Source organism: Alkalinema sp. FACHB-956 (genome assembly GCF_014697025.1).
In the GTDB taxonomy this organism is placed as follows: Bacteria; Cyanobacteriota; Cyanobacteriia; order Leptolyngbyales; family Leptolyngbyaceae; genus Alkalinema.
On sequence record NZ_JACJRC010000001.1, the window covers coordinates 423456 to 443172 of the forward strand.

The window sequence follows — 19717 nt, forward strand, 5'->3', positions numbered from 1 at the left end:
GGCCAATCACGGCTCCTCCTTGACCGTGCGAATGGGGCACGATCGGTCTGAGATTTCCCCACTCGCCATTCACCTAATCCACAGCGGTGTAACGTCGCGCCATAACGACGTTCGCCGCTGGCAACGTTGACCATTTGTTCACAACATCAGTTAAAGCCATGACTAAAACCGCGTGGGTGTTTCCTGGCCAGGGTTCACAGGCCGTTGGAATGGGGATAGATCTTCTGGATATCCCTGCTGCTAAAGCTCGATTTGAAGCAGCAAGCGAGATTTTGGGTTGGTCGGTGATCGATCGGATCCAAGGGGATGAAGCGGAACTCTCCCGAACACTGTACACCCAGCCCTGCCTTTACATTGTTGAAACCATTCTGGCCGATCGCCTCAAGCTGGCCGGGGAAAAACCGCATTTAGTGGCAGGGCACAGCCTGGGAGAATATTCTGCCCTCTACGCAGCGGGCGTGTTTAGCTTTGAAACGGGCTTGCAGTTGATCCAAACCCGATCGCAACTGATGGATAGTGCCTCTGATGGCCAAATGGCAGCACTCCTAGGGTTTAACCGGGAGCAACTGGAAACCGCGATCGGTCAAACGGAAGGGGTGGTTCTGGCCAATGATAATAACGATGGCCAGGTCGTGATTTCGGGAACGCCTGCCGCTGTGGATGCCGTGATTGCCTCGGTGAAGTGTAAACGGGCCGTCAAACTGAATGTCAGCGGAGCTTTCCATTCCCCTCTGATGGCCGATGCCGCTGCGAAATTTAATCAAGCTTTGGATGCGATCGCGTTCCAGGATGCCACGGTGCCTGTGCTGTCTAATACCGACCCCACTCCCAGCACCGATGGAGCTGTTCTCAAAGATCGTCTGAGCAAGCAAATGACCGGATCGGTGCGCTGGCGGGAAATTTCTCTGCAACTGCCCGAGGAAGGGATTACCCGCGTGGTAGAAGTCGGCCCCGGTAAAGTTCTCGTCGGTATTATCAAACGGACATGCGGCGACCTCACCTTCTCCACGGTGGGCACTGCCGAAGATTTGGCTGCTACTGCCTTGGCCTAACCTTAAATTCCTCACGTTGCTCCTCCTCTGAGTGGCTTTTCCCATGTCTGATCCCATGTCTGACAGTCTTTCTCAACCGCGCTCGCTGCAGGTTCCCGATCGGGAACCCTTGATCAGCCTGATGCTTTACCACTTATTTAAGTGGTCTGTGGTCAGCCCAGTCCTACACACCTACTTTCGGGGACGCATCTATGGGGCGCAGAATGTGCCCAAGCGCGGGCGGCTGTTGGTTGTGAGTAACCACGCTAGTGACTTTGATCCACCGATCGTCTCTAACTGCGTGGGGCGTCCCGTCGCCTTCATGGCTAAGGAGGAGCTCTTTCAAGTTCCGGTGCTGAAACAGGCCATCCAAGCCTATGGCGCTTATCCGGTCAAACGGGGTTCCGCCGATCGCTCTGCCATGAAATCGGCCATTGCTTCGATCGAAAAAGGTTGGGCAACGGGAATTTTTCTGGATGGAACGCGCACCCGTGATGGCCGCATCCAAGATCCGAAAATTGGTGCAGCTTGGATTGCGGCGAAAACCCAGTCGCCGATTCTGCCCGTCTGTCTTTGGGGGAGCCACGAGATTTTCCAATCAGGATCCGCTTGGCCCCGATCTGTGCCGCTAACGATTCGCATTGGAGAAATCATTCTCCCGCCTACCAGCAGCGATCGGGCAGAGTTGGAAGCGGTGACACAACAGTGTGCAGCCGTGATCAATGGACTCCATGATTTAGGACGCTAATGGGTCTATCCATCTAGAGCTGTTGGAAAAGGCATTTTTGCACCGGGGGTTAGAAAATGATTGATTGGTTTTTCTAATCTCTGTTAATGCTTTAGTTAATGGTTTTGACGCAAGACTCAATTCGCTGAATGATTGGATGAGTGAATCAATCGTGCAATGTGGCATTGGTCGTTCTGATAACCTTTGCCATCATTTTTTGTAATCTATTTTAATGCTGTCCTTTTAAATCTCTCATCTATTTCCCATCTGTTTCCTCCTTCTCAACGGATCTACGAGGCATTTATGGCAACCCTACGCGAAGAATTAACGGAATCGATCGATGAGGCGGAGTGGTCTTGGTTGGCTCCCCATCTGGCTCGGGATGTTGTCATTGTCGTGACCGAGGGGCTGGACTTGGTAGACGTGGGCTTGGCGATCGCGCAAGATGACTCCGTTGCGGTTGGACGCTGGATTACGGAGCAACTTGTGGCTAAGCCTACTGTGGAACAGTTAGAGACTTGGCCCCAAACCAAGCGTCTGCAAGCCCTGATTGTTCAACCCTATGTTCTCGTCCAGGAAATTTCTGGGCCCTCGTAGTGGCACAGGGTCAGCGGTTTAGCCATAAATTAAAGCTTTGGTGTCATTGGATACGAATTCTGGAAGGCTCATTGCTCAAAATAACGAAGCATTGTCTAGATACCTAAGCCCATCCAGCACAAACAATGGTCAAGATTCAGCATCTAGTATGACTTTGGGTATCACACGTGACTTGGGGAAGCCCAAGGCAGTTCGCTATGATAGGTTGGCACAGTCCAACGCTCGTCAGATGGGCATCGATGCTCGTCAACCAACTCGTCAACTAATTTTTAAGTTGTTAGGTAACCTGTGAACTCCTTTGAGCACACCTGTGAATTCAGTGACTGACTGGGTCAGTGAATGACTTTGAATCGGGTAGCCATAAGTTGGGACAGAAATACTGTATAACTGGAGAAAAATCAAGAATTCCATGGGTTTTCCTGCAACTCTCCAGATAAGGAAGATATTCCGCTAATATTTTGTAGGAATCTGTGCTTTATCTCTGTGCTGCTATCCAAAACTGATTGCATCGTTGCATGATGTTACTTACCCAATTCCGTATTGAGTGGTTCAACGTTCATTCAGATGGCAAAGGTTCAATGATGGGTTCACTTGATGGGTTCACCCATGATTGGTTGACTGAGGTCTCCTAGAAAACTCGTTACTTGTTCGGCGAGATGACGTACTCACCATGGAAGAGCGGTTACAGAAAGTCATATCTCAATGGGGCGTTGCTTCCCGCCGTCAGGCTGAACAGATGATTCTGGAAGGTCGGGTTCGGGTGAATGGCCAAGTGGCTCAGTTAGGGCAAAGGGCTGATCCCTCCGTCGATCACATTCAAGTGGATGATCAGCTACTCCAGCCCGTTCAACGCCCCCAGACGATTTACCTTCTGTTGAACAAGCCGATCGGGGTCGTCTCCACCTGTTGGGATCCGCAGAATCGGCCCACCGTTTTAAGTCTGCTACCCAAGGACTTACAGAGTAGTCAAGGAATCCATCCAGTGGGACGGCTAGACACTCAATCCACCGGGGCTCTGATTTTGACCAATGACGGCGAATTGACCTTCGGGCTAACCCATCCTAGTCATCAAGTGCCTAAAACTTACCAAGTGTGGGTGGAAGGCCATCCGTCCTTCAGTTGCTTGCGACGGTGGCGTGAGGGAATTATGTTGGAAGGACGTAAAACTTTACCTGCTAAAGTGGAAGTCCTGAAGCAGCGTTCCGATCGCACACTTCTGCAAATCATTTTGTCGGAGGGGCGAAATCGCCAAATTCGCAAAGTTGCTGATCTCCTGGGACACACCGTGATTCATCTCCATCGGGTGGCGATCGGAACAATCACCTTAGATTCGCCGGCCCATCCCCCCCTGTCTCCCGGACAGTATCGATCTCTCACGGAAGCTGAAATTCTTTTCTTACAACGCCAACTTCACTTACTATCGATTAGGGCGACAGCCACGAGCAAGGAGCAGAGGTTATGAGGAAGCAAGTCCTCCAAGCAGCAAAACAACAGCAGGCCGAAAAGCTGGCAGAGCTGGGGACACGCTTAAGTCATGCAAGATTGCAGCGCGAAATGAGCCTGGATGATGTGGCCGCAAGAACCCACATTCAGGTGCGCTTGCTGCGGGCGATCGAAGAGGGACGGCTGTCCGATCTTCCGGAACCCGTTTATGTTCAGAGTTTTATTCGCCTATTTGGCAACGCGGTCGGACTCAATGGGGTTCACTTAGCGAGTGAGTTTTTGACCAATCCAGTCGCTTTACCCCAGCGTCTGAATTGGGGCTGGCTCCCGTTGGGACAACTGCGGCCCGCCCACCTCTATCTGGTGTATTTGGCGCTGGTAGTGGGTGCTGTACAGGGACTAGCCTATCTGATGAACCAGTCTGCTAGCCAGCCCCAACTCACGGCAGAAAGCCTCCAAAAGTTTAAAGAAAGTCTACCGGTGTCCCCTGTGCCCATGGGCCCCAGTTTGGGGGCACGGGCTGCGAGTCCCACCACTGCAACCTCGATCGAGGCAAATTCGACTGGTAAGCCAGTTCGAGTTGGATTGGTGTTTAAGGATCAGTCCTGGATCCGAATTTCGGTGGATGGTAAGCAGGAGTTTGAAGGGGTGTTACCTCAAGGCACGACTCGCACTTGGGCTGCCGAAAAACAGGTGGTTGTCCGGGCTGGGAATGCCGGTGGCGTCATGGCTGCGTTTAATGAAGGTCAGGCTAAGCCCCTCGGCGAGCCTGGAACCGTGCAAGAGGTCGCGTTTCCCCCTGACCCGAAGTTAGCGACCTTGCCTGTGGGAACAGTAACCTCTGGTGATAGTTTAAAGTTCTAAGGCTTTGAAGTTCTGAGGCTTTGAAGTTCTGAGGCTTTGAAGTTCTCAGTCAATGCTCGCGATAGTGTTAGGTGGCTAGCCAGTAACGGTTAGCCACTTTGCTTTGCGATCTTTTTGCTTTGCGATCTTTTTGCTTTGCGACTTTAGTGAAGCCCTAGCTACAACCTAGTTAAACCCTAGTTAAACCCAGTTTCCCGCCAGGGCACCGGGTCGATCGATTGACCGTGAACATACAAGCCCCAGTGAAGGTGTGGGCCTGTAGAAGCACCCGTACTGCCTAACGTCCCGATCGTCTGACCGGCTTTAACGAAATCCCCTTCTTTCACCTTAATCCGGCTGAGGTGCAGGTAAATGCTGGTCACGCCTTGACCATGGTCGAGGCCAATTACGTTGCCGTGGACTTTAAAGCCATCCTTTTCGTAGCCAATCAAGGCCACTTTGCCATCCGCCGGGGCAATAACCGCCGATCCTGAATTCCCGGCATAGTCTACGCCCCGGTGGTAATAGTCATTGGCAAACACACCATTGTAGTAGCGGCGCACGCCATAGCCAGTGGTCACCGGCCCATTATTGGGGCGCAGAAATTTACCATTCCATAATTTCTGAGGAGAAACAATTTTCTTAAAGGCATCAACCCGATCGTATTCCCAATCGCTCACATTGCCATCCTGACCTGGGGGTAGCCAAATGCTTTGGGTGGGGAACGATCGATTTTTCAGATTAACCGTCAGGGTTTGGCTGTCTGCTCCGGATTCCACCTGAATTTTCAAAGGGCCTGGTTTATCGAGAGGCGTCGTTGGTAGTAGTGCTCGCATCTGCCCGTTTCCCAGGTCAAAGGCAGAATAGGTTTGGCCATTCATGCGAACGATCGTGCTCTCCGCTGCTCCCGGAACCACCACCGAGAGGGTATCTCCCAGAATGGGATTATTGGGGGTCACTGAGGCTTGGAAAGCAATGGATGGCTGTGCAATCACGATCGCGGCCAGAGTTCCAACTAAAGCAAGCAAGGGCACCATCAGCCGCCAGAGTTGCCGGAACCGCCGTTGCCCTGGCAAATAGGGGACTACAAACTTCATGGGCACAAACTTCATGGGCACAAACTTCATGGGCACAAACTTCATGGGCAGGGACTCCTGTGAGGAAAACGAATCCATCCAACTATAAACATCCCCAACTATAAACATCCAACGATGAAGGGGGAGATCAAGGGGGCACAAATGCTCCCTGATCCAGTTCATCTATCTTTTTCGCCCGTGAAATCTGAGCTTCGGGATCGTCGCGTAAGGGGTTAATGGCATGATGGGGAAGGTCTTTTTGTCATGCGGAATCCATGTCCTACGATGCGATCGTGATTGGTGGAGGGATTACGGGGGCGGCTTTGGGCTATGAGTTAGCCAACCAAGGCATCCAAGTCCTTCTAATCGAGCAATATCCAAATTTGCGGGGCGCAACCCAACAGAGCTATGGCGGCATTGCCTACTGGGCTGGGGAGACAACACTCACTCAAACGCTTTGTGCTGAGGGAATTGCGATTCATCGTCAACTGCCGGAGGAATTGGAAGCCCCGACGGAATTCCGGGAGCTGGAATTGCTGATGCCGATCGCGCCGGAGCAAAACCTTTCCCCATTGCTGGCCAGTTACGCTGGGTTTGCCATTCAGCCAACAGTTTTGACCCCTCAAGACGCCCAGGAACGGGAACCCTTGCTTGCCTTGGACTCCATGGTTGCCGCCTTGGCTCTGCCCCATGCCCAGGTTCATCCTGTCAAAGCCAGCCAAGCCTATCGATCGGCCATGGTGCGGCGGGGCGGAACCTATAAAATTGCCCAAGTCGATCGCATAGAGGCCGATGGTGAAGGGGTGGCCGTGGTAGCGGCGGGGGAAACCTTGCGGGCGGCTAAGGTCATCGTGTGTGCTGGATCTCTCAGTCGGCAACTGTTGCGCCAGTCGGGAATTGCCCTCAAACAATATTTCAGCTATGCAGAGTCGATCGAAATTCCGCCCAGTGGCTTGCAACTCCGCACGATCGTCATGGCTCCGGAGATCAAACGATTTAGCCTAGAAGCCCAGGCCAGCACCGCTGAGCTAGATCCCTGCTGGGACGAAGATGGCCATCAACTGTCCCCACCGATTTTGGATGCAGGGGCAGTGCAATTCGCCGATGGCACCCTGCGCATCGGTCAAATCAGCCGAACCATCACCACGATCGACGCTCCTTTAGATCCCGTGGGCAGCGAACAAATCATTCGAAATGGCTTGCGCACGATGCTGCCAGCGATCGCCGATCTACCGGGAACCTGGAACGCCTGCACTGTCGCCTTCAGTCGGGATCATTTACCGTTAGTTGGCCCGATCGTGGAGAATTCCAGCATCCATTTATTCTCTGGCTTTAGTAATCCGCTCGTTTTAGTTCCCCCCTTGGCTCGGCGCTTTGCCCTAGCTTTCGTCGGTCAACCCGATCCTCTTCTCGCCGGTCTGTCACCCCAGCGATTTAACTGAGACTAAGAGTTAGCTGAGACCAATAGTTATGAGACCAATAGTTAGCCGAGACGAATAGCTCGAATAGCTCGAAGCCTTCTATTGCGGAATATTGGCGGGTGCCGTTTTCGCTTCTAGGGCAGCAAGGCGGCTTTTAAGATCTTGATTTTCCCGCCGGATCTGGTCTAGATCTTCGCGCAGTTGTTTGACCGAGGGATCGGTGCCAATCCGTTCCTGCACTGCTTGGATCGCTTCTTCTGCCATCCGCCGTAGCCGCCCATCTGCCGTTTGCTGCAACAGTCCTTGAAGAATGCCGATCGCCCGGGGGGTTTGCATTTGCTCTAGGGCAACAATCACTGCAACTCGGGTCAGGAAAAACGGTTCGCGCATCACCTCCTGTAATCGATCGAGGATGCGATCGATATTCGCGTTCGTTTGGCCGCTGGAAATTGCACCCAGGGCCCGAATTGCTGCCAAGCGTAGGGCTTGGGAGATCCCTAAGGCTGTGTATTCCAGGAGTAAGTCCAGGGCCGCAGCGGACTGTTTCATGCGACTGAGGGCTTGTACCGCTCCAATGCGCACCACATCATTCCAGCCCTGGCGAGTGGTCAAAACCGATCGTAGGAGTTCCAAAACTTCCGCTTCGGGGGGTGCATCAGCTAAGCCCGAGGCCGCGATCGTGCCTAAACTCGCGATCGCCGCTGCTTCTGTGGGATAGCTAGCATCCCCAGCCACTACACAGGATTTCAGAATGGGATAGATAGTCGGAATTTTCAGCTGAGCCAGGGTTTCGATCACTGCCTTCCGCACTTGTGCTTGGGGATCTTGGAGTCCAGGGACTAAGGCATCAACGACCTGATCGAGCGTGATTTTGCCTAGGCTCCGAGCAACCTCGACGCGAACCCCCCAGAAGGAATCCTCGGTCAGAGCCGTGGCCAGGGCTTTGACTGCTTCTAAGCCTCCCTTTTTGCCCAGCGATCGAGCCGCGTAAATGCGAGCGATCGGATCGGGGTCCTGCTGGAGTTGGGCCTTCAGTTCTGGCAGTGGATAGTCGAGTTGAACGGTTTTGAGAACATGATTGCCGACATCGAATCGGACAAAATCCGGCTTTTTCGCTAGGGGAAAATAGAAACTTTGTTCCCGTTCTTGAATCCGTACGGTGAATGTTTGGAACTTAAATGTTTGGGATTTAAGTGTTTGGACAGTGCCATCCTGCCAGCCAAAGCCGATCGGAATTTTCAGATCAAATAAGCCATCGGTTTCCCCATCGCTGACCTGGGTTTGGATTACGGTGAATTTAGCCAGGTTGCTTTCACTGTCCCAGCTATAGGTCACTTTGTAATCGGGATGGCCACCGCGATAGACATACTGGTCAAACAGGAAAAGGAGATTGCGTCCGGTGGCCTTTTCGATCGCCCGCAGCAGATCCACCGTTTCCACAGTGCGGTGGGCATGGTCTTGTAGGAACGTCGCGATCGTCTTGAAAAATAGCTCGTCGCCCAGCTCTGCCCGAATCATGTGGTAGACGCAGGAGCCTTTTTCGTAGATGTGGCGATCGTAAAGTTCGATCGCCTCCCGATAGACATGGGTCACCAAGGGTCGCCGATAGCGGGAAGCATCCTCATCCAGATACTCTTCCGCCTGACCCAGTAGATAGTAGCGACCAACCTCTTCCCCGTAGGCATGACTGAGCCACAGCACTTCTGCGTAGGATGCCATGCCTTCTTTGATCCAGGCATGGGACCAATGTTTGATCACCGCCAGATCGCCAAACCATTGGTGCGCCAGTTCATGGGCGACTAACGTTTCACTGTAGAAACTATCGATCGCGGCCCGTTCGTCCAACAAACAGCGATCGGTCAGTAGGGTCATGGAGGTGTTTTCCATGCCGCCAAAAATATAGTCATCCACGCAAACCTGGGCGTATTTGCTGTAGGGATAGGGATAACCATAGGTTTGGCTAAAAAAATCTAGCATTGCGGGTGTTTTGCCCATGGTCAAGCGTGCGGCGGCTTCCTGACCCTTTTCGACATAATAGGTGACGGGTTTTCCCTGCCATTCGTCTTGCAGTTCGGCAAAATCCCCCACCGCGATCGTCATCAGGTAGGTGGGATGGACTTCCTGTTGTAGCCAGTGGAAAATCTGGGTGGTTTCCTTGGATTCGGTGTTAATTAATTCCCCATTGGAAACGACCTGGTAGGGTTTGGCTACCTCAACTCGAATTTCTGAACTGGCCAGTTGTCCTGGGTAATCAAAACAGGGAAACCAATAGCGGGAATCCTCATCTTCGCCCTGGGTCCAAGCCTGAACAGGTTTGTGGGGATAGTGTTCATTGGGCGCAACGAAATACAGCCCCCGCTGGGGATTTTGTAACCCATAGTGGATCTCAAGGTCGATCGCTTGCCCTTGCTGGGTTGGCTGGCTGAGATGAACCTGAATTTGCTGACCGTCATAATCAAAGATCTGTGTCTCCCCACCCACCCGAACGTCTTGAATTTGGAGATCAACAGCATCCAAGGTCAGTTGTTCAAGGCCACTGCGGATGGGAACCAGCTTGATTTGGCAGCGTCCTTGGCAGGTATGCTGCGCTAGATCCAAGACCAAGTCAAGAAAGATGTGGTGAACTTGCCCGGGTCGATCGGGCGTATATTGGGGGCGTGCCCCTGGAAGTTCAAAACGACGGTGATTCTGAGTATCCAAACCAAGGTGCATCATAAATAAAATCAATTAGATGAATTCAGAGAACGTTTCAACATCGGTATCTAGCCGTATAGGTGGTATCTAGCTGTATAGGTGGCATCTAGCCGCATAGGTCTCTAGACTGAGGTCTCTAACTACTGAAACCCAACAAAAGAGATAGACAAACTGATAACGGATTGGAACCATCTCATTCAACGAACCAAAGAATGAAGTTGGTGAGTGGGGCTAAGCTGAATGGGATCCACCCAGTTCCCCTCTCCAACAGTTCCCCAAGCGCCATCCAACGCATCTAAACTGCGTGCAATGAATTGCGTGATAGCAATTTCACTGGCTCTGCATTCGGTAGACTGTTTCACAATCGGATCTTAGACAAGCTGTCAAACTTCATTGGCCCAAGGTGCATTTGATCTGCGATCGACCTTACTCAGGGGCTAGATTTAAACAGGTTGTAGATTCAAACTCAGGTTGTAGATTCAAACTCAGGGTAGGGCTTCAACAGGGATGTAACTCCACTGGAGTCAATCAACTCGAAACGTTTTCCGAGTCCAGAGCATTTACCGCAATAAAAGCATTCACCGCAGCAAAATCAGCAACCATCCTGGACTGACCTAGACTGATCGCGCGCTGCCTAAAACTCACCAGTGTGGTTTAGGCAGTCAGTTTTAGGCGGTAAGTTTTAGATGGTGAGCGGCAAATTCAGGCCCTAGGCTGAATTAAATTGATGCTTTTACCCACACAAGTGAGAGCACTGAGAACGTGTTAGAGCACCCGAAATCTGAAACCTGCCTGGGAAGAATCATGACTTCGCGACAGCCAGCTTCTAGATCAGAGTTCCCTAGACCCCACCCCATTTTCCTAGACCAAGCCAAATAAGCTAGCGAGTAATGCTTTTTGAGCGTGCATCCGATTTTCAGCTTGATCCCATACCCGAGATTGTGGGCCTTCCATCACTTCGTGGGTAATTTCTTCCCCTCGGTGCGCAGGCAAGCAGTGCAGAACGATCGCGCTGGAATCCGCCTGCTTCAACAAGACTTCATTGATTTGGAACGGTTGGAAAATCGGAATGCGGGCATCCGCTTCGTCTTCCTGCCCCATGCTGGCCCAGACATCGGTGTAGAGGACATGGGCTCCGGTAACGGCGGCGATCGGATCTTGGGTCAAAAGCACCTCCGATCTGCCCGCTGCTAAGGTTTGGGCCTGCTGGACAATGGCGGGGGCGGGTTGATAATCCGCTGGTGTGGCAATGCGAATATTCATGCCAACCGCTGCACAACCGATTAACAGGGAATGGGCTACATTATTCCCATCACCCAAGTAAGTTAAGGTCAGACCAGACAAAGCGCCAAAGGTTTCTTGAATCGTTTGCAGATCCGCCAAAATCTGACAGGGATGTTCCAAATCCGTCAGGGCGTTGATGATGGGAATGTTGGCGTACTGAGCAAAAATTTCTAGATCGGCCTGGGCAAAGGTACGAATGGCGATCGCATCAAGGTAGCGATCGAGCACCCGTGCTGTATCTTCTAAAGGCTCACCTCGGCCAATTTGCGTCACATTGACATTGAGATCTAAGACCTGTCCCCCCAGTTGAAACATCGCTGTAGAAAAGCTGACGCGCGTACGGGTAGAAGCCTTATAAAACAGGAGTCCTAACGTCGGGATTTTTCCTGTAAAGCGCGGATTGACGGTTCCCGTTTTCAACGCGATCGCAAGATTGACCACATCTTGGATTTCCTCAGGAGTCAGATCCGCCAGACTCAAAATATCGCGACCTTTTAAACCACTTAAGCCACCCATGCCCCACCTCGGTAGACTGCATTCACACTAGAAATTGACAGCAAGACTGATCAATTAACAATCCCACTTTTAACAAGCCAACTAACAGGCAATTAGCTAGCTAACTAGCTAATCGGCAATCAACAGGATCCAGTCTCCCTCAGAGTTCTGCACTCTTAAAGTCATTCACTTAAAGCTATTCACTCTTAAAGCCCTCCACTTTTAGAGCCATTCACTCTGGGGCAACGTGCTAGACCTAAAAAACAAAAATGCCCCAGCCATAGCGGTAAGGGCATTTATTTATCTTAAGCAGAAAGCAGACATCTTGCGCTAGCTGAACAAAGCTGGATGAGATGGCCGATCGGCTAAGCGTTTTCTTGTAATTCACCCGTTTTCACGGTTAATTGTTGGGCTTGGTTACCGCGTTGAATTTCAATTTTGAGCGACTGCCCCAGACGGCTGTTCTCCACCACTTCTTGCAGGTTTTCCGCCGATCGCACGGGCTGCCCATCGATCGCAGTAATGACATCCCCCCGCCGAATGCCAGCTTTGGCCGCAGGGGTACCGGGCATCACCTTGACAACGATCACGCCATTGACTTCCGGCACCAGGAACACCGCATTGGGATCATCGTTATTCTGCCGTGCCAGTTCTGGCGTCAACGTCGTCATTTGAACACCCAGGTAGGGATGGCGAATTTTCTCCCCTCGCGCCAATTGATCCTTGAGATCCTTTGCTTTATTGATGGGGATCGCAAAACCAATGCCCATGGCATCGGCCCGAATGGCGGTGTTAATGCCAATCACTTCCCCCCGATCGTTGACCAAAGGCCCCCCAGAATTGCCTGGGTTAATCGCGGCATCGGTTTGGATAAACTCCAACCGCTTATCGACCATTCCCACTTGAGCGCTCGATCGCTTGAGGGTGCTGACGATCCCCAGGGTCACTGTATTATCTAAGCCCAGAGGATTGCCCACCGCGATCGCCCAATCCCCCACTTGTACATCACTGGAGTCTCCCAAGGGGGCAGTGGGTAAGTTACTCCCTTCAACCTTGACCACCGCTAAATCGGTAACGGGATCCACTCCCTTGACCCGCCCTTCAAACTTACGACCATCCTTCAGGGTGACGGTTACCTTGTCTGCTCCATTCACAACGTGGGAGTTGGTCAAGATCACACCAGATTTATCAATCACGAAACCCGAACCTTGACCGCGCAATAATTCTTCCCGTGGTGCTAAAAGTTCATCTCCAAAAAAGCGACGGAAAAATGGATCCTCGAACATGGGATCCGGAATAGCCCGTCGGGTGATGGTCTTTTCGGTGTCAATGCGAACTACGGAATCCCCCACCCGCCGCACGGCTGCCGCCACAAAGCTGCCTCGTTCAATCGGTTTGGGTTCCCGCAGAGTAGGTTCCGGCTTGGGATTGGTCAAACTTTTTGCAGGCTGGCTGACTACCGTGGATTCAGCCGTCTTCTGAGATTGGGCTAAGGGCGAGTCTGGATCTGCCTGAACGGGGATTGTCCAACCCACGATCGAGGAGAAAAAGACGAGCCCTGCTAACAGGAGCGATCGCACAGTACGCAATAACCGATGGGATTTCAACCGATGGGACTTCAAGGCTTGCATAGGCATCTTAGACATTTATCGACACATAGATCGATGAAAACTCGATCGACACAATCGATCGACCTAATAGATCGATCGACGAATACCCTACGCCCATTCTGGCAGGTTCAGGGGGGATCGGGTAGTTCGGAAACCTCACTTGCCGTCTAGTAATTATTTCAGGCTGGGAATTATTTCAGGCTGGTGATGGTCAGCGTTGTGGTCAGCGTTGTGGTTAGTACGATGTTGTGGTTAGTACGATTGTTCAGAACCGTCATCCCCATGGATGGGTTGAGCGAAGTTCTGGGTGAAGTAACTTGCTCGGGCTGCTGTGTTTGCAGTAAGTGTGTTTGCAGTAAGTGTGTTTGCAGCAAGTGTGTTCGAAGCAAGTATTATCGAGGCAAATTAATCAAAAGCCTGAAAATTGATCACGAGATTTGCCGGGACTAGTTCATTCCAAACCATCGGGCAAGGATGACTGGGCAGTCGAACTTAGGGGCAATGGCAGGGTTCTGATTGATTCTTCCACCGTCATTCAATTCAGCATTTGCAAGGATAAACAAGCGTTATGGCTCTCAAAAACTTCCTGCCTAAAGTCTCTCCGGCGCTCTTTGCCTTGATATTAATCTGCTTTTTTATGCCATTCGTCACGATTTCCTGTAAAGGCCCAGGGCAGGAAATACCTTTGGTGAAGATGACAGGGTTTGAAGTGGCGACCGGAAAGAAAATAGCTAGCCCCAATTTGAATGCTTTAGGCTCTCCTGATACCTCGGCAAATTCTTTACCGAATTCGGGTAGTTCAAAACAAAACTCCAAGGAACCAGAAAACAAAGTCCCAGGAAATGCCCTAGCGGGCGTAGCCTTTGCGGTGGCCTGTGCAGGCGTAGCCTTGGGGTTCGTTGCAGTTCAGCAGCAGATGCTGATCCAGGCTGCGATCGGGGGACTGGGTGCGATCGTATTGTTGTTCCTCAAACTAGGAATTGACGGCGGGCTGGCGGAAGAACTGAAAAAGTCAGGCAATGGCAACGGTGCCAGCCTCGGTTTGGAGAATATGATTGGCACAACCTATGAGATCGGTTACTGGCTATCGTTGCTGCTGTTTATTGCCGCAGCAGGTTGGAATGGCTACCTCTACTGGCAGGACAAGCAAAGCAATGCACCCAAGCCGCCGTCTCTTTAGATCCCATCTTTTATTAGATCCCATCTCCTAAGCTGCCATCTCCTGAGCAAAGTGCACCAACCACTGAAGATAAAGTGCACCAGATAAAGTGCACCACTGAGGGATCGGGTGGGATAGAACCTCAAGTTAGAATGGGCCCTTACGAAGCTAGTCAATAGCTTCGTAAATCCTGAGAAAACACTGCATTAAACACCTCTGCGATCGTGAAAGGTTTGACGATTCCAGAGTTTTTTTCGTGAACCTGTTCCAGATCTAGTGGCACTGTATAGCAGACTGTATAGCAGAGAGTTGCGATCGCGGCCCCATTCGAATGAACAGCCTCCCCTCAGACGATCGCACTACACTAAAAGGAGAAATCAGCCAGGTTCTAAGGATCGATGACCCAAACTGACCGTTCTTCTTCTCACGAGTCATTCCTGTCTTCCCATTCCCATCCTCCGAATTCAGGGCACTCCCATGACTCGAGCCATTCCCACAGCAGTCATTCCCACGGCAGTCATTCCCACGGCAGTCATTCCCACAGTCATCATTCCCACGGCCACATTCATAGCGAAGAATCAACCCGACGGTTAGTCAACCGTTTGTCGCGGATTGAAGGCCATATTCGTGGCATCAAGACGATGTTGCAGGAAAATCGCTCTTGTCCCGATGTTTTGGTGCAAATTGCTGCGGTACGGGGTGCACTCGATCGAGTCGGTCGAATCATCTTGGATGAGCATTTGACCGAGTGCATTGCCCGTGCCGCTAAGGAAGGCGATATTGAAGCAGAGATCGATGAACTCAAAGCAGCCCTCGATCGCTTCTTAATTTAAAGACCAACCTAAAACAGGCTGATCATCTGGGGGATTACCTGGGGGGGATTACCTGGGGGATTACCCGATCGCGCTAAACAGCTCACCGAAGGACTTGTGGGGGGCATCGGGTTTAGCCACAATTTCAACCACTTTATTCTTCGCTTCTGTGGCCAGAGCGGCTTCTACACACACCTGCGCGACCTTAGTGCGAGGAATGCTGCCCTCAAACAAGGTATCGGCGTTGGACATCACAATCGCATCACTGTTGTCGTCATTTTTCAGCCCGCCGGGACGCACGATCGTATAGGTCAAGCCACTGCGCTGGAGGTATTCTTCAGCCCATTTTTTCCAGACGAGAATTGCCCAGAATAAATTCAGCGGATGCAACAGCTTCGAAACACAAAGGGAGGTCACTAGGACAAACTGCTCCACCCCCTGGGTTTTGGCCGCATTAATCAAATTTTTAGTCCCTTCAAAATCTACCAAATAGGGCTGTGTTGGATCCAAGCTTGGTCTTGCACCCGTGGCACAAAAGACGACAGTCGCATCCCCGATCGCGGCAGCCAAAGTATTGCCTTGCAGCACATCACCCGTCACCACCTCCACAGAGGCGGGGAGCAGGTCTTTTGCCTTGTTGGCATCCCGTACCAAGACCCGAACAGCAATGCCGCGATCGACCAGTTGTTGCACAATGCGTCGGCCTGTTTCTCCCGTAGCTCCTGCGACAAATGCCTTCATACCTGTTCTCTAATCCTTTGTCTGCTAATATGGCGATCTTGATTTAGTATGGCAATCTCACCGATTTCCAAGATACCGCAGGAATTCTTGAGGTTGTTTTTCGGTGATTTCTCCAACTTCGTTGCGGAATTCACCAAGCTATGCTGGTAGCGTATCCGGTAAGGCAGCCGTTAGGATGGTTGAGGTCTACTGGTTATGTTGCTTGTAAGCTGCATAACTAGTCTCATGCAGTCCTAGATATGACGAGGGATTCCCTAGGAATCAATTCTTAGCCGATCGCAGTTGACCCCTCAGTCACTGCTTTGATCCCATCTAGGAGAATCTTGTTGCTGCCCCGACGGTTTGTCCTGAGCGGAACTGATTATGCAAGCCCAGCCCAACGATCGCACCTTTGATTCTTTTGTCGATATCGTGGCCGAGCCAACCATTGAGCCCACCACTAAGTTTCACACGATTTTTGTGGACTGCATGGAGATGTATGCCGATGCAGCCATGGTCGCTCGCTATTTGGATAATCATTCCGAGTGGTTTCGTCGCTGTGCCCAACCGATGAAGGCAGATCCGATCGGCAACACGGGCTATATCTTAACGATCGGGAATTATGGCGCTCTAGGGTACGAAATCGAACCTAAAATCGGTCTTGACCTGTTACCGCAACAAGAAAGTGTTTATCGGATTGAGACCATTCCTGTGCCTGGTTTTGTGGCTCCTGGTTACGATGTAGACTTTAGAGCCTCAATGGAATTGGTGGAACATGAGCCCACTGAAGAGGATGGACTAGATAACGGGGCAAAAATAACCCGTGTGCAGTGGCATTTGGATCTGACGGTGCAGATTCAATTCCCCAAGTTTATCCAAGCTCTCCCCAAATCGCTGATTCAGGCTACGGGGGAACGCTTACTCGATCAAATCATTCGCCAAGTGTCGCGCCGACTGACCCACAAAGTTCAGACGGATTTTCATAGCACCTACAATCTGACTATTCCTAAGACCCAACGACGCTGGTTTTTCCAATAGCATTCGGCTTTTCCTTGTCTTTTTCCCGTGGGCTAGCCATTTGCAGGGATTGCAGGTCGATCGAGCTATCTTTCCAATCCTGGGCTGCTTGACTAAGGACATAGCGCGCAACGGCTTCAATTTCCTCTAGGGTCAAATTATCGGAAAAGGCGGGCATGGCATTTTTGCCGTGGATAACCTGGTTTTTAATGGCCACGATCGAATCCATTTCGTACTTTTGCAAAGTCTCGAGGTGGAGATTTTTTTCGGCCAAGATCACGTTATTGCCACCAATGTGACAGGCCGAGCAATTTGCACTAAAAATTTTTTGTCCTAGGGAGGGTACTGGGGCAGAGGGGCTGGGGCTGACGGATGGCTTGGGGACTGGAGCAGGAGACATCAGCGCGGCGGAAGAGGGCAGTGGCCCCATCAGACTGAAACACCCCAGGGCAAACACGATCGTGATCAGTCTTTTCAACAGTCTCACAGCCTTTCTCCCACAACCCAAAAATCCACAAAACCACTATACCAACTCGTGTCTTCTGCCTAGAACTCTATTGAAGAACTCTACCTGGACCCACTGACTTAATCCCAGTATGAAAGCCTTAATCTCAGCATGCAAAAAGAGATGCTACTGAGTAGCATCTCTTTTCTGGAGTGAATTCTGCGTGGTTAAATTCTTGCTATAGATTATTGGATTGGGGATTGACTCAGTTCTACCACTCAGTCTCACCTAGGATATCCGGACAAGCAAGTATTCCCTAGAACCCTGGAGAGAACTAGTTGACAACGATTCTACCAACCATTCCTGCACCCCGGTGAGGCATACAGAAGTAGCTGTATTCACCCGCAGGAGCATCAGCAGGGAAAGTCACGGAAAAAGTTTTCCCTGCACCTTCCAAAGACTTATGGGACAGAGAAGCAGCGAGCGCGCTGTCTCCACCGGGAACTTTATCAAATTGCACATTATGGGGAGGCAATTGCCCAACTTCCCAAGTTACCGTGTCACCGGGTTTGATGTTAGCAACAGCAGGTTCAAATACCAGACCTTTGGTTGTCCCCATCTTCACCGTCACGTTAGCGGCTTCAGCAGAAGCAGCACTGAAGAAGAAGCTGCCAACAACTAAAATTACTGCAACTGCTGCAACAACCAGCTGCCGACTAACCTTAGCAAAAGCTTTCATATCGATCCCTCGGATACTAAAACCGTTCCATAGGAGATCATATCTTAGACGGGTTGTCGTAGGACAGGTCGTCGTAGGATTTTTTCGAGCTCACGCTTACAATCCACACTACAATTCACTGCGCTACATAGCCGATCGACCTTATTAAAAGAATTCACAGAGACGATCGACACCACTACATGGGCGATCGACCCCAACCGGGTGCAACTTCGGCGGCGCGGAGGATAAATGCGGCAATGCTTTCCACCTCTGCTGGAGAGAGCCAACTTTCGCTAACTTCCCGGCAGTATAAGTTGTCATCACTGCCATCGTAGGCCAGGGGGTGGCGCATGTAGGTGACTAAGGCATTGAGGGTATCACGGGGTGGGGTGGCTGCTTGCAGGGCGGGTAGGGCGAGAGACACGGTTGGATTGGCTAGAGTAGAGCCGCCAACATGACAACTTTGGCAAGTTTGGGAAAAGAGGGTTTTGCCCTGCAATAACTCTTGGTAGCCAACTTCTCGGGTGGCTCCAGTGCGATCGATCGGTAAACTAGCAGCCTCACTGGGTAAAACCTTAAGATATTGCGTCACGTAGGGATCCAAAGCGGCTTGGGCCGGAGCCGCAAACAGGACTATTGCTGGAAACACCAATGCCAGTAATAGTCCTAGCAAACAAGCGCGTCGTAAGCGATTCGTGAATGTTGTCAACATCGTTTTTGGTATCGAACTGTGGAAACAGCCCGGAGAGGTGTGGGGAAAACGAACACTGCGTAATGGAACCGATCTGGAATGGGTTTGGAACGGATCTGAACCCGTGAACGATCGAGGCTCAAATTGAAAGAAAAGCCGACCTCTGCATCTGCAAAAATCGACTTTCCTCCCAAATTATTTAATGATGAAACAACAGCTTCCAACTTAACTGGCTAGGCGAAAGCACTGGCGAAAGCACTATTGTGGCTAAGTTGAAGAATGCCTGAATCGATTACTAAATTCCTAGAAGTAGATCTTACCGCCGCCCCAACGATCGCCAACAACCTTGGGCTGCAATAGGATATGACCTGCAATTTCAAACAGATCATCATCGGTCAAGTTGCGCATTTCAGGGAAAATATCAGCGCTCTTCAAGCTGGGGTGAACTTCCGCGATCGACTCTGTCCCATCATAGGAGGTGGGATCCTTCATATAGTCAACCAGGGCTTCAATACTGTTCCGATTGGGGGTTGCCAATGACAGCGCTTCAGGATCTAAACCTACGTTGGGATCGGTTTTAGTAATTCCACCCACATGGCATTGAGCACAGGCGTATTGGAACAGCCGCTTCCCTTCGGAAACCTGCTTGAGGCTTAGAGTAACAGTATCCCCAGAAGAGTTGAGGGGGACTGTCCGAATCTTTGTGTCCAACTCGGCTGCCTGTGCCCCTTGGATGAATTGAAAAGTAAAGAATACGGCGGTTACGGCCAGCCAAAAGAATCTCTTAAGCATGGTTCTCCTTCAGAAGTGGCTCGGATCAGATTCACAACACAACAATGTCTTTTAATACCAATATCACGGGATTGGACAATCACTAATGGCAATCTTAGAGTTACCTTTACAAACTGCAACAAAAAGCTAGAATTGTCGATTT

18 protein-coding genes are annotated in these 19717 nt (G+C 51.1%); 9 read left to right on the forward strand and 9 right to left on the reverse strand.

Features of this window, described 5'->3' with window-relative positions; all coding sequences use genetic code 11:
* Positions 1 to 158: 158 nt before the first annotated feature.
* The 5 genes from fabD to H6G21_RS01725 all read left to right on the forward strand — a co-directional run bounded on the left by fabD (position 159) and on the right by H6G21_RS01725 (position 4662).
* Positions 159 to 1052 (forward strand): ACP S-malonyltransferase, encoded by an 894-nt coding sequence (gene fabD / locus H6G21_RS01705; protein ID WP_190569832.1) that lies wholly within the window; start codon positions 159 to 161, stop codon positions 1050 to 1052.
* Positions 1053 to 1095: 43 nt separating this feature from the next.
* A complete protein-coding gene (locus tag H6G21_RS01710) occupies positions 1096 to 1779 on the forward strand; it encodes a lysophospholipid acyltransferase family protein (RefSeq protein WP_242041580.1) in 684 nt (227 codons plus the stop codon).
* A gap of 282 nt (positions 1780 to 2061) precedes the next feature.
* Positions 2062 to 2355 (forward strand): DUF2288 domain-containing protein, encoded by a 294-nt coding sequence (locus tag H6G21_RS01715; protein ID WP_190569833.1) that lies wholly within the window; start codon positions 2062 to 2064, stop codon positions 2353 to 2355.
* 670 nt (positions 2356 to 3025) lie between these two features.
* The gene (locus H6G21_RS01720; RefSeq protein ID WP_190569835.1) at positions 3026 to 3817 is read left to right on the forward strand and encodes a pseudouridine synthase; all 792 of its coding nucleotides are present in this window, start codon (positions 3026 to 3028) and stop codon (positions 3815 to 3817) included.
* Positions 3814 to 4662: a RodZ domain-containing protein gene (locus H6G21_RS01725; protein ID WP_190569837.1), complete on the forward strand. Its 849-nt coding sequence runs from the start codon at positions 3814 to 3816 to the stop codon at positions 4660 to 4662. Before H6G21_RS01720 ends, H6G21_RS01725 begins: the two co-directional genes overlap by 4 nt.
* Positions 4663 to 4838: 176 nt before the next feature.
* Here the strand turns inward: H6G21_RS01725 and H6G21_RS01730 are convergent, their stop codons facing one another.
* On the reverse strand, positions 4839 to 5753 hold the full coding sequence (locus tag H6G21_RS01730; RefSeq protein ID WP_190570468.1) for a peptidoglycan DD-metalloendopeptidase family protein: 915 nt from the start codon (positions 5751 to 5753) through the stop codon (positions 4839 to 4841).
* A 239-nt stretch (positions 5754 to 5992) separates the two neighbouring features.
* Here H6G21_RS01730 and H6G21_RS01735 point away from each other — a divergent pair, with 239 nt between their 5' ends.
* Positions 5993 to 7159, forward strand: a complete 1167-nt coding sequence (locus H6G21_RS01735) for an FAD-binding oxidoreductase (protein WP_190569839.1) — start codon at positions 5993 to 5995, stop codon at positions 7157 to 7159.
* 78 nt (positions 7160 to 7237) lie between these two features.
* On the opposite strand, the gene H6G21_RS01740 is transcribed toward H6G21_RS01735, so the two are convergent.
* From H6G21_RS01740 to H6G21_RS01750, 3 genes are all read right to left on the reverse strand, one after another.
* The gene (locus H6G21_RS01740; protein ID WP_190569841.1) at positions 7238 to 9853 is read right to left on the reverse strand and encodes a M1 family metallopeptidase; all 2616 of its coding nucleotides are present in this window, start codon (positions 9851 to 9853) and stop codon (positions 7238 to 7240) included.
* Positions 9854 to 10693: 840 nt separating this feature from the next.
* Positions 10694 to 11632, reverse strand: coding sequence for an ornithine carbamoyltransferase (argF, locus tag H6G21_RS01745; RefSeq protein ID WP_190569843.1), 939 nt, complete (start codon positions 11630 to 11632; stop codon positions 10694 to 10696).
* 344 nt (positions 11633 to 11976) lie between these two features.
* Positions 11977 to 13257 (reverse strand): HhoA/HhoB/HtrA family serine endopeptidase, encoded by a 1281-nt coding sequence (locus H6G21_RS01750; protein WP_242041582.1) that lies wholly within the window; start codon positions 13255 to 13257, stop codon positions 11977 to 11979.
* A gap of 532 nt (positions 13258 to 13789) precedes the next feature.
* On the opposite strand from H6G21_RS01750, the gene H6G21_RS01755 reads away from it, so the two are divergent.
* On the forward strand, positions 13790 to 14401 hold the full coding sequence (locus H6G21_RS01755) for a hypothetical protein (protein WP_190569845.1): 612 nt from the start codon (positions 13790 to 13792) through the stop codon (positions 14399 to 14401).
* A 377-nt stretch (positions 14402 to 14778) separates the two neighbouring features.
* A complete protein-coding gene (locus tag H6G21_RS01760; RefSeq protein ID WP_190569847.1) occupies positions 14779 to 15213 on the forward strand; it encodes a metal-sensing transcriptional repressor in 435 nt (144 codons plus the stop codon).
* A gap of 60 nt (positions 15214 to 15273) precedes the next feature.
* On the opposite strand, the gene H6G21_RS01765 is transcribed toward H6G21_RS01760, so the two are convergent.
* On the reverse strand, positions 15274 to 15933 hold the full coding sequence (locus tag H6G21_RS01765; protein ID WP_190569850.1) for an NAD(P)H-binding protein: 660 nt from the start codon (positions 15931 to 15933) through the stop codon (positions 15274 to 15276).
* Positions 15934 to 16296: 363 nt separating this feature from the next.
* On the opposite strand from H6G21_RS01765, the gene H6G21_RS01770 reads away from it, so the two are divergent.
* Positions 16297 to 16950, forward strand: a complete 654-nt coding sequence (locus tag H6G21_RS01770) for a DUF1997 domain-containing protein (RefSeq protein WP_190569852.1) — start codon at positions 16297 to 16299, stop codon at positions 16948 to 16950.
* Here H6G21_RS01770 and H6G21_RS01775 read toward each other — a convergent pair.
* The 4 genes from H6G21_RS01775 to psbV all read right to left on the reverse strand — a co-directional run bounded on the left by H6G21_RS01775 (position 16919) and on the right by psbV (position 19575).
* A complete protein-coding gene (locus H6G21_RS01775) occupies positions 16919 to 17416 on the reverse strand; it encodes a c-type cytochrome (protein WP_347277961.1) in 498 nt (165 codons plus the stop codon). The genes H6G21_RS01770 and H6G21_RS01775 overlap by 32 nt on opposite strands.
* 292 nt (positions 17417 to 17708) lie before the next feature.
* Positions 17709 to 18113: a plastocyanin gene (gene petE / locus H6G21_RS01780; protein WP_190569853.1), complete on the reverse strand. Its 405-nt coding sequence runs from the start codon at positions 18111 to 18113 to the stop codon at positions 17709 to 17711.
* 175 nt (positions 18114 to 18288) lie between these two features.
* The gene (gene psbV2, locus H6G21_RS01785; RefSeq protein ID WP_190569856.1) at positions 18289 to 18804 is read right to left on the reverse strand and encodes a photosystem II cytochrome PsbV2; all 516 of its coding nucleotides are present in this window, start codon (positions 18802 to 18804) and stop codon (positions 18289 to 18291) included.
* A 282-nt stretch (positions 18805 to 19086) separates the two neighbouring features.
* Complete coding sequence (gene psbV / locus H6G21_RS01790) at positions 19087 to 19575, reverse strand: photosystem II cytochrome c-550 (protein ID WP_190569858.1); 489 nt, start codon at positions 19573 to 19575, stop codon at positions 19087 to 19089.
* Between the last annotated feature and the right edge of the window lie 142 nt (positions 19576 to 19717).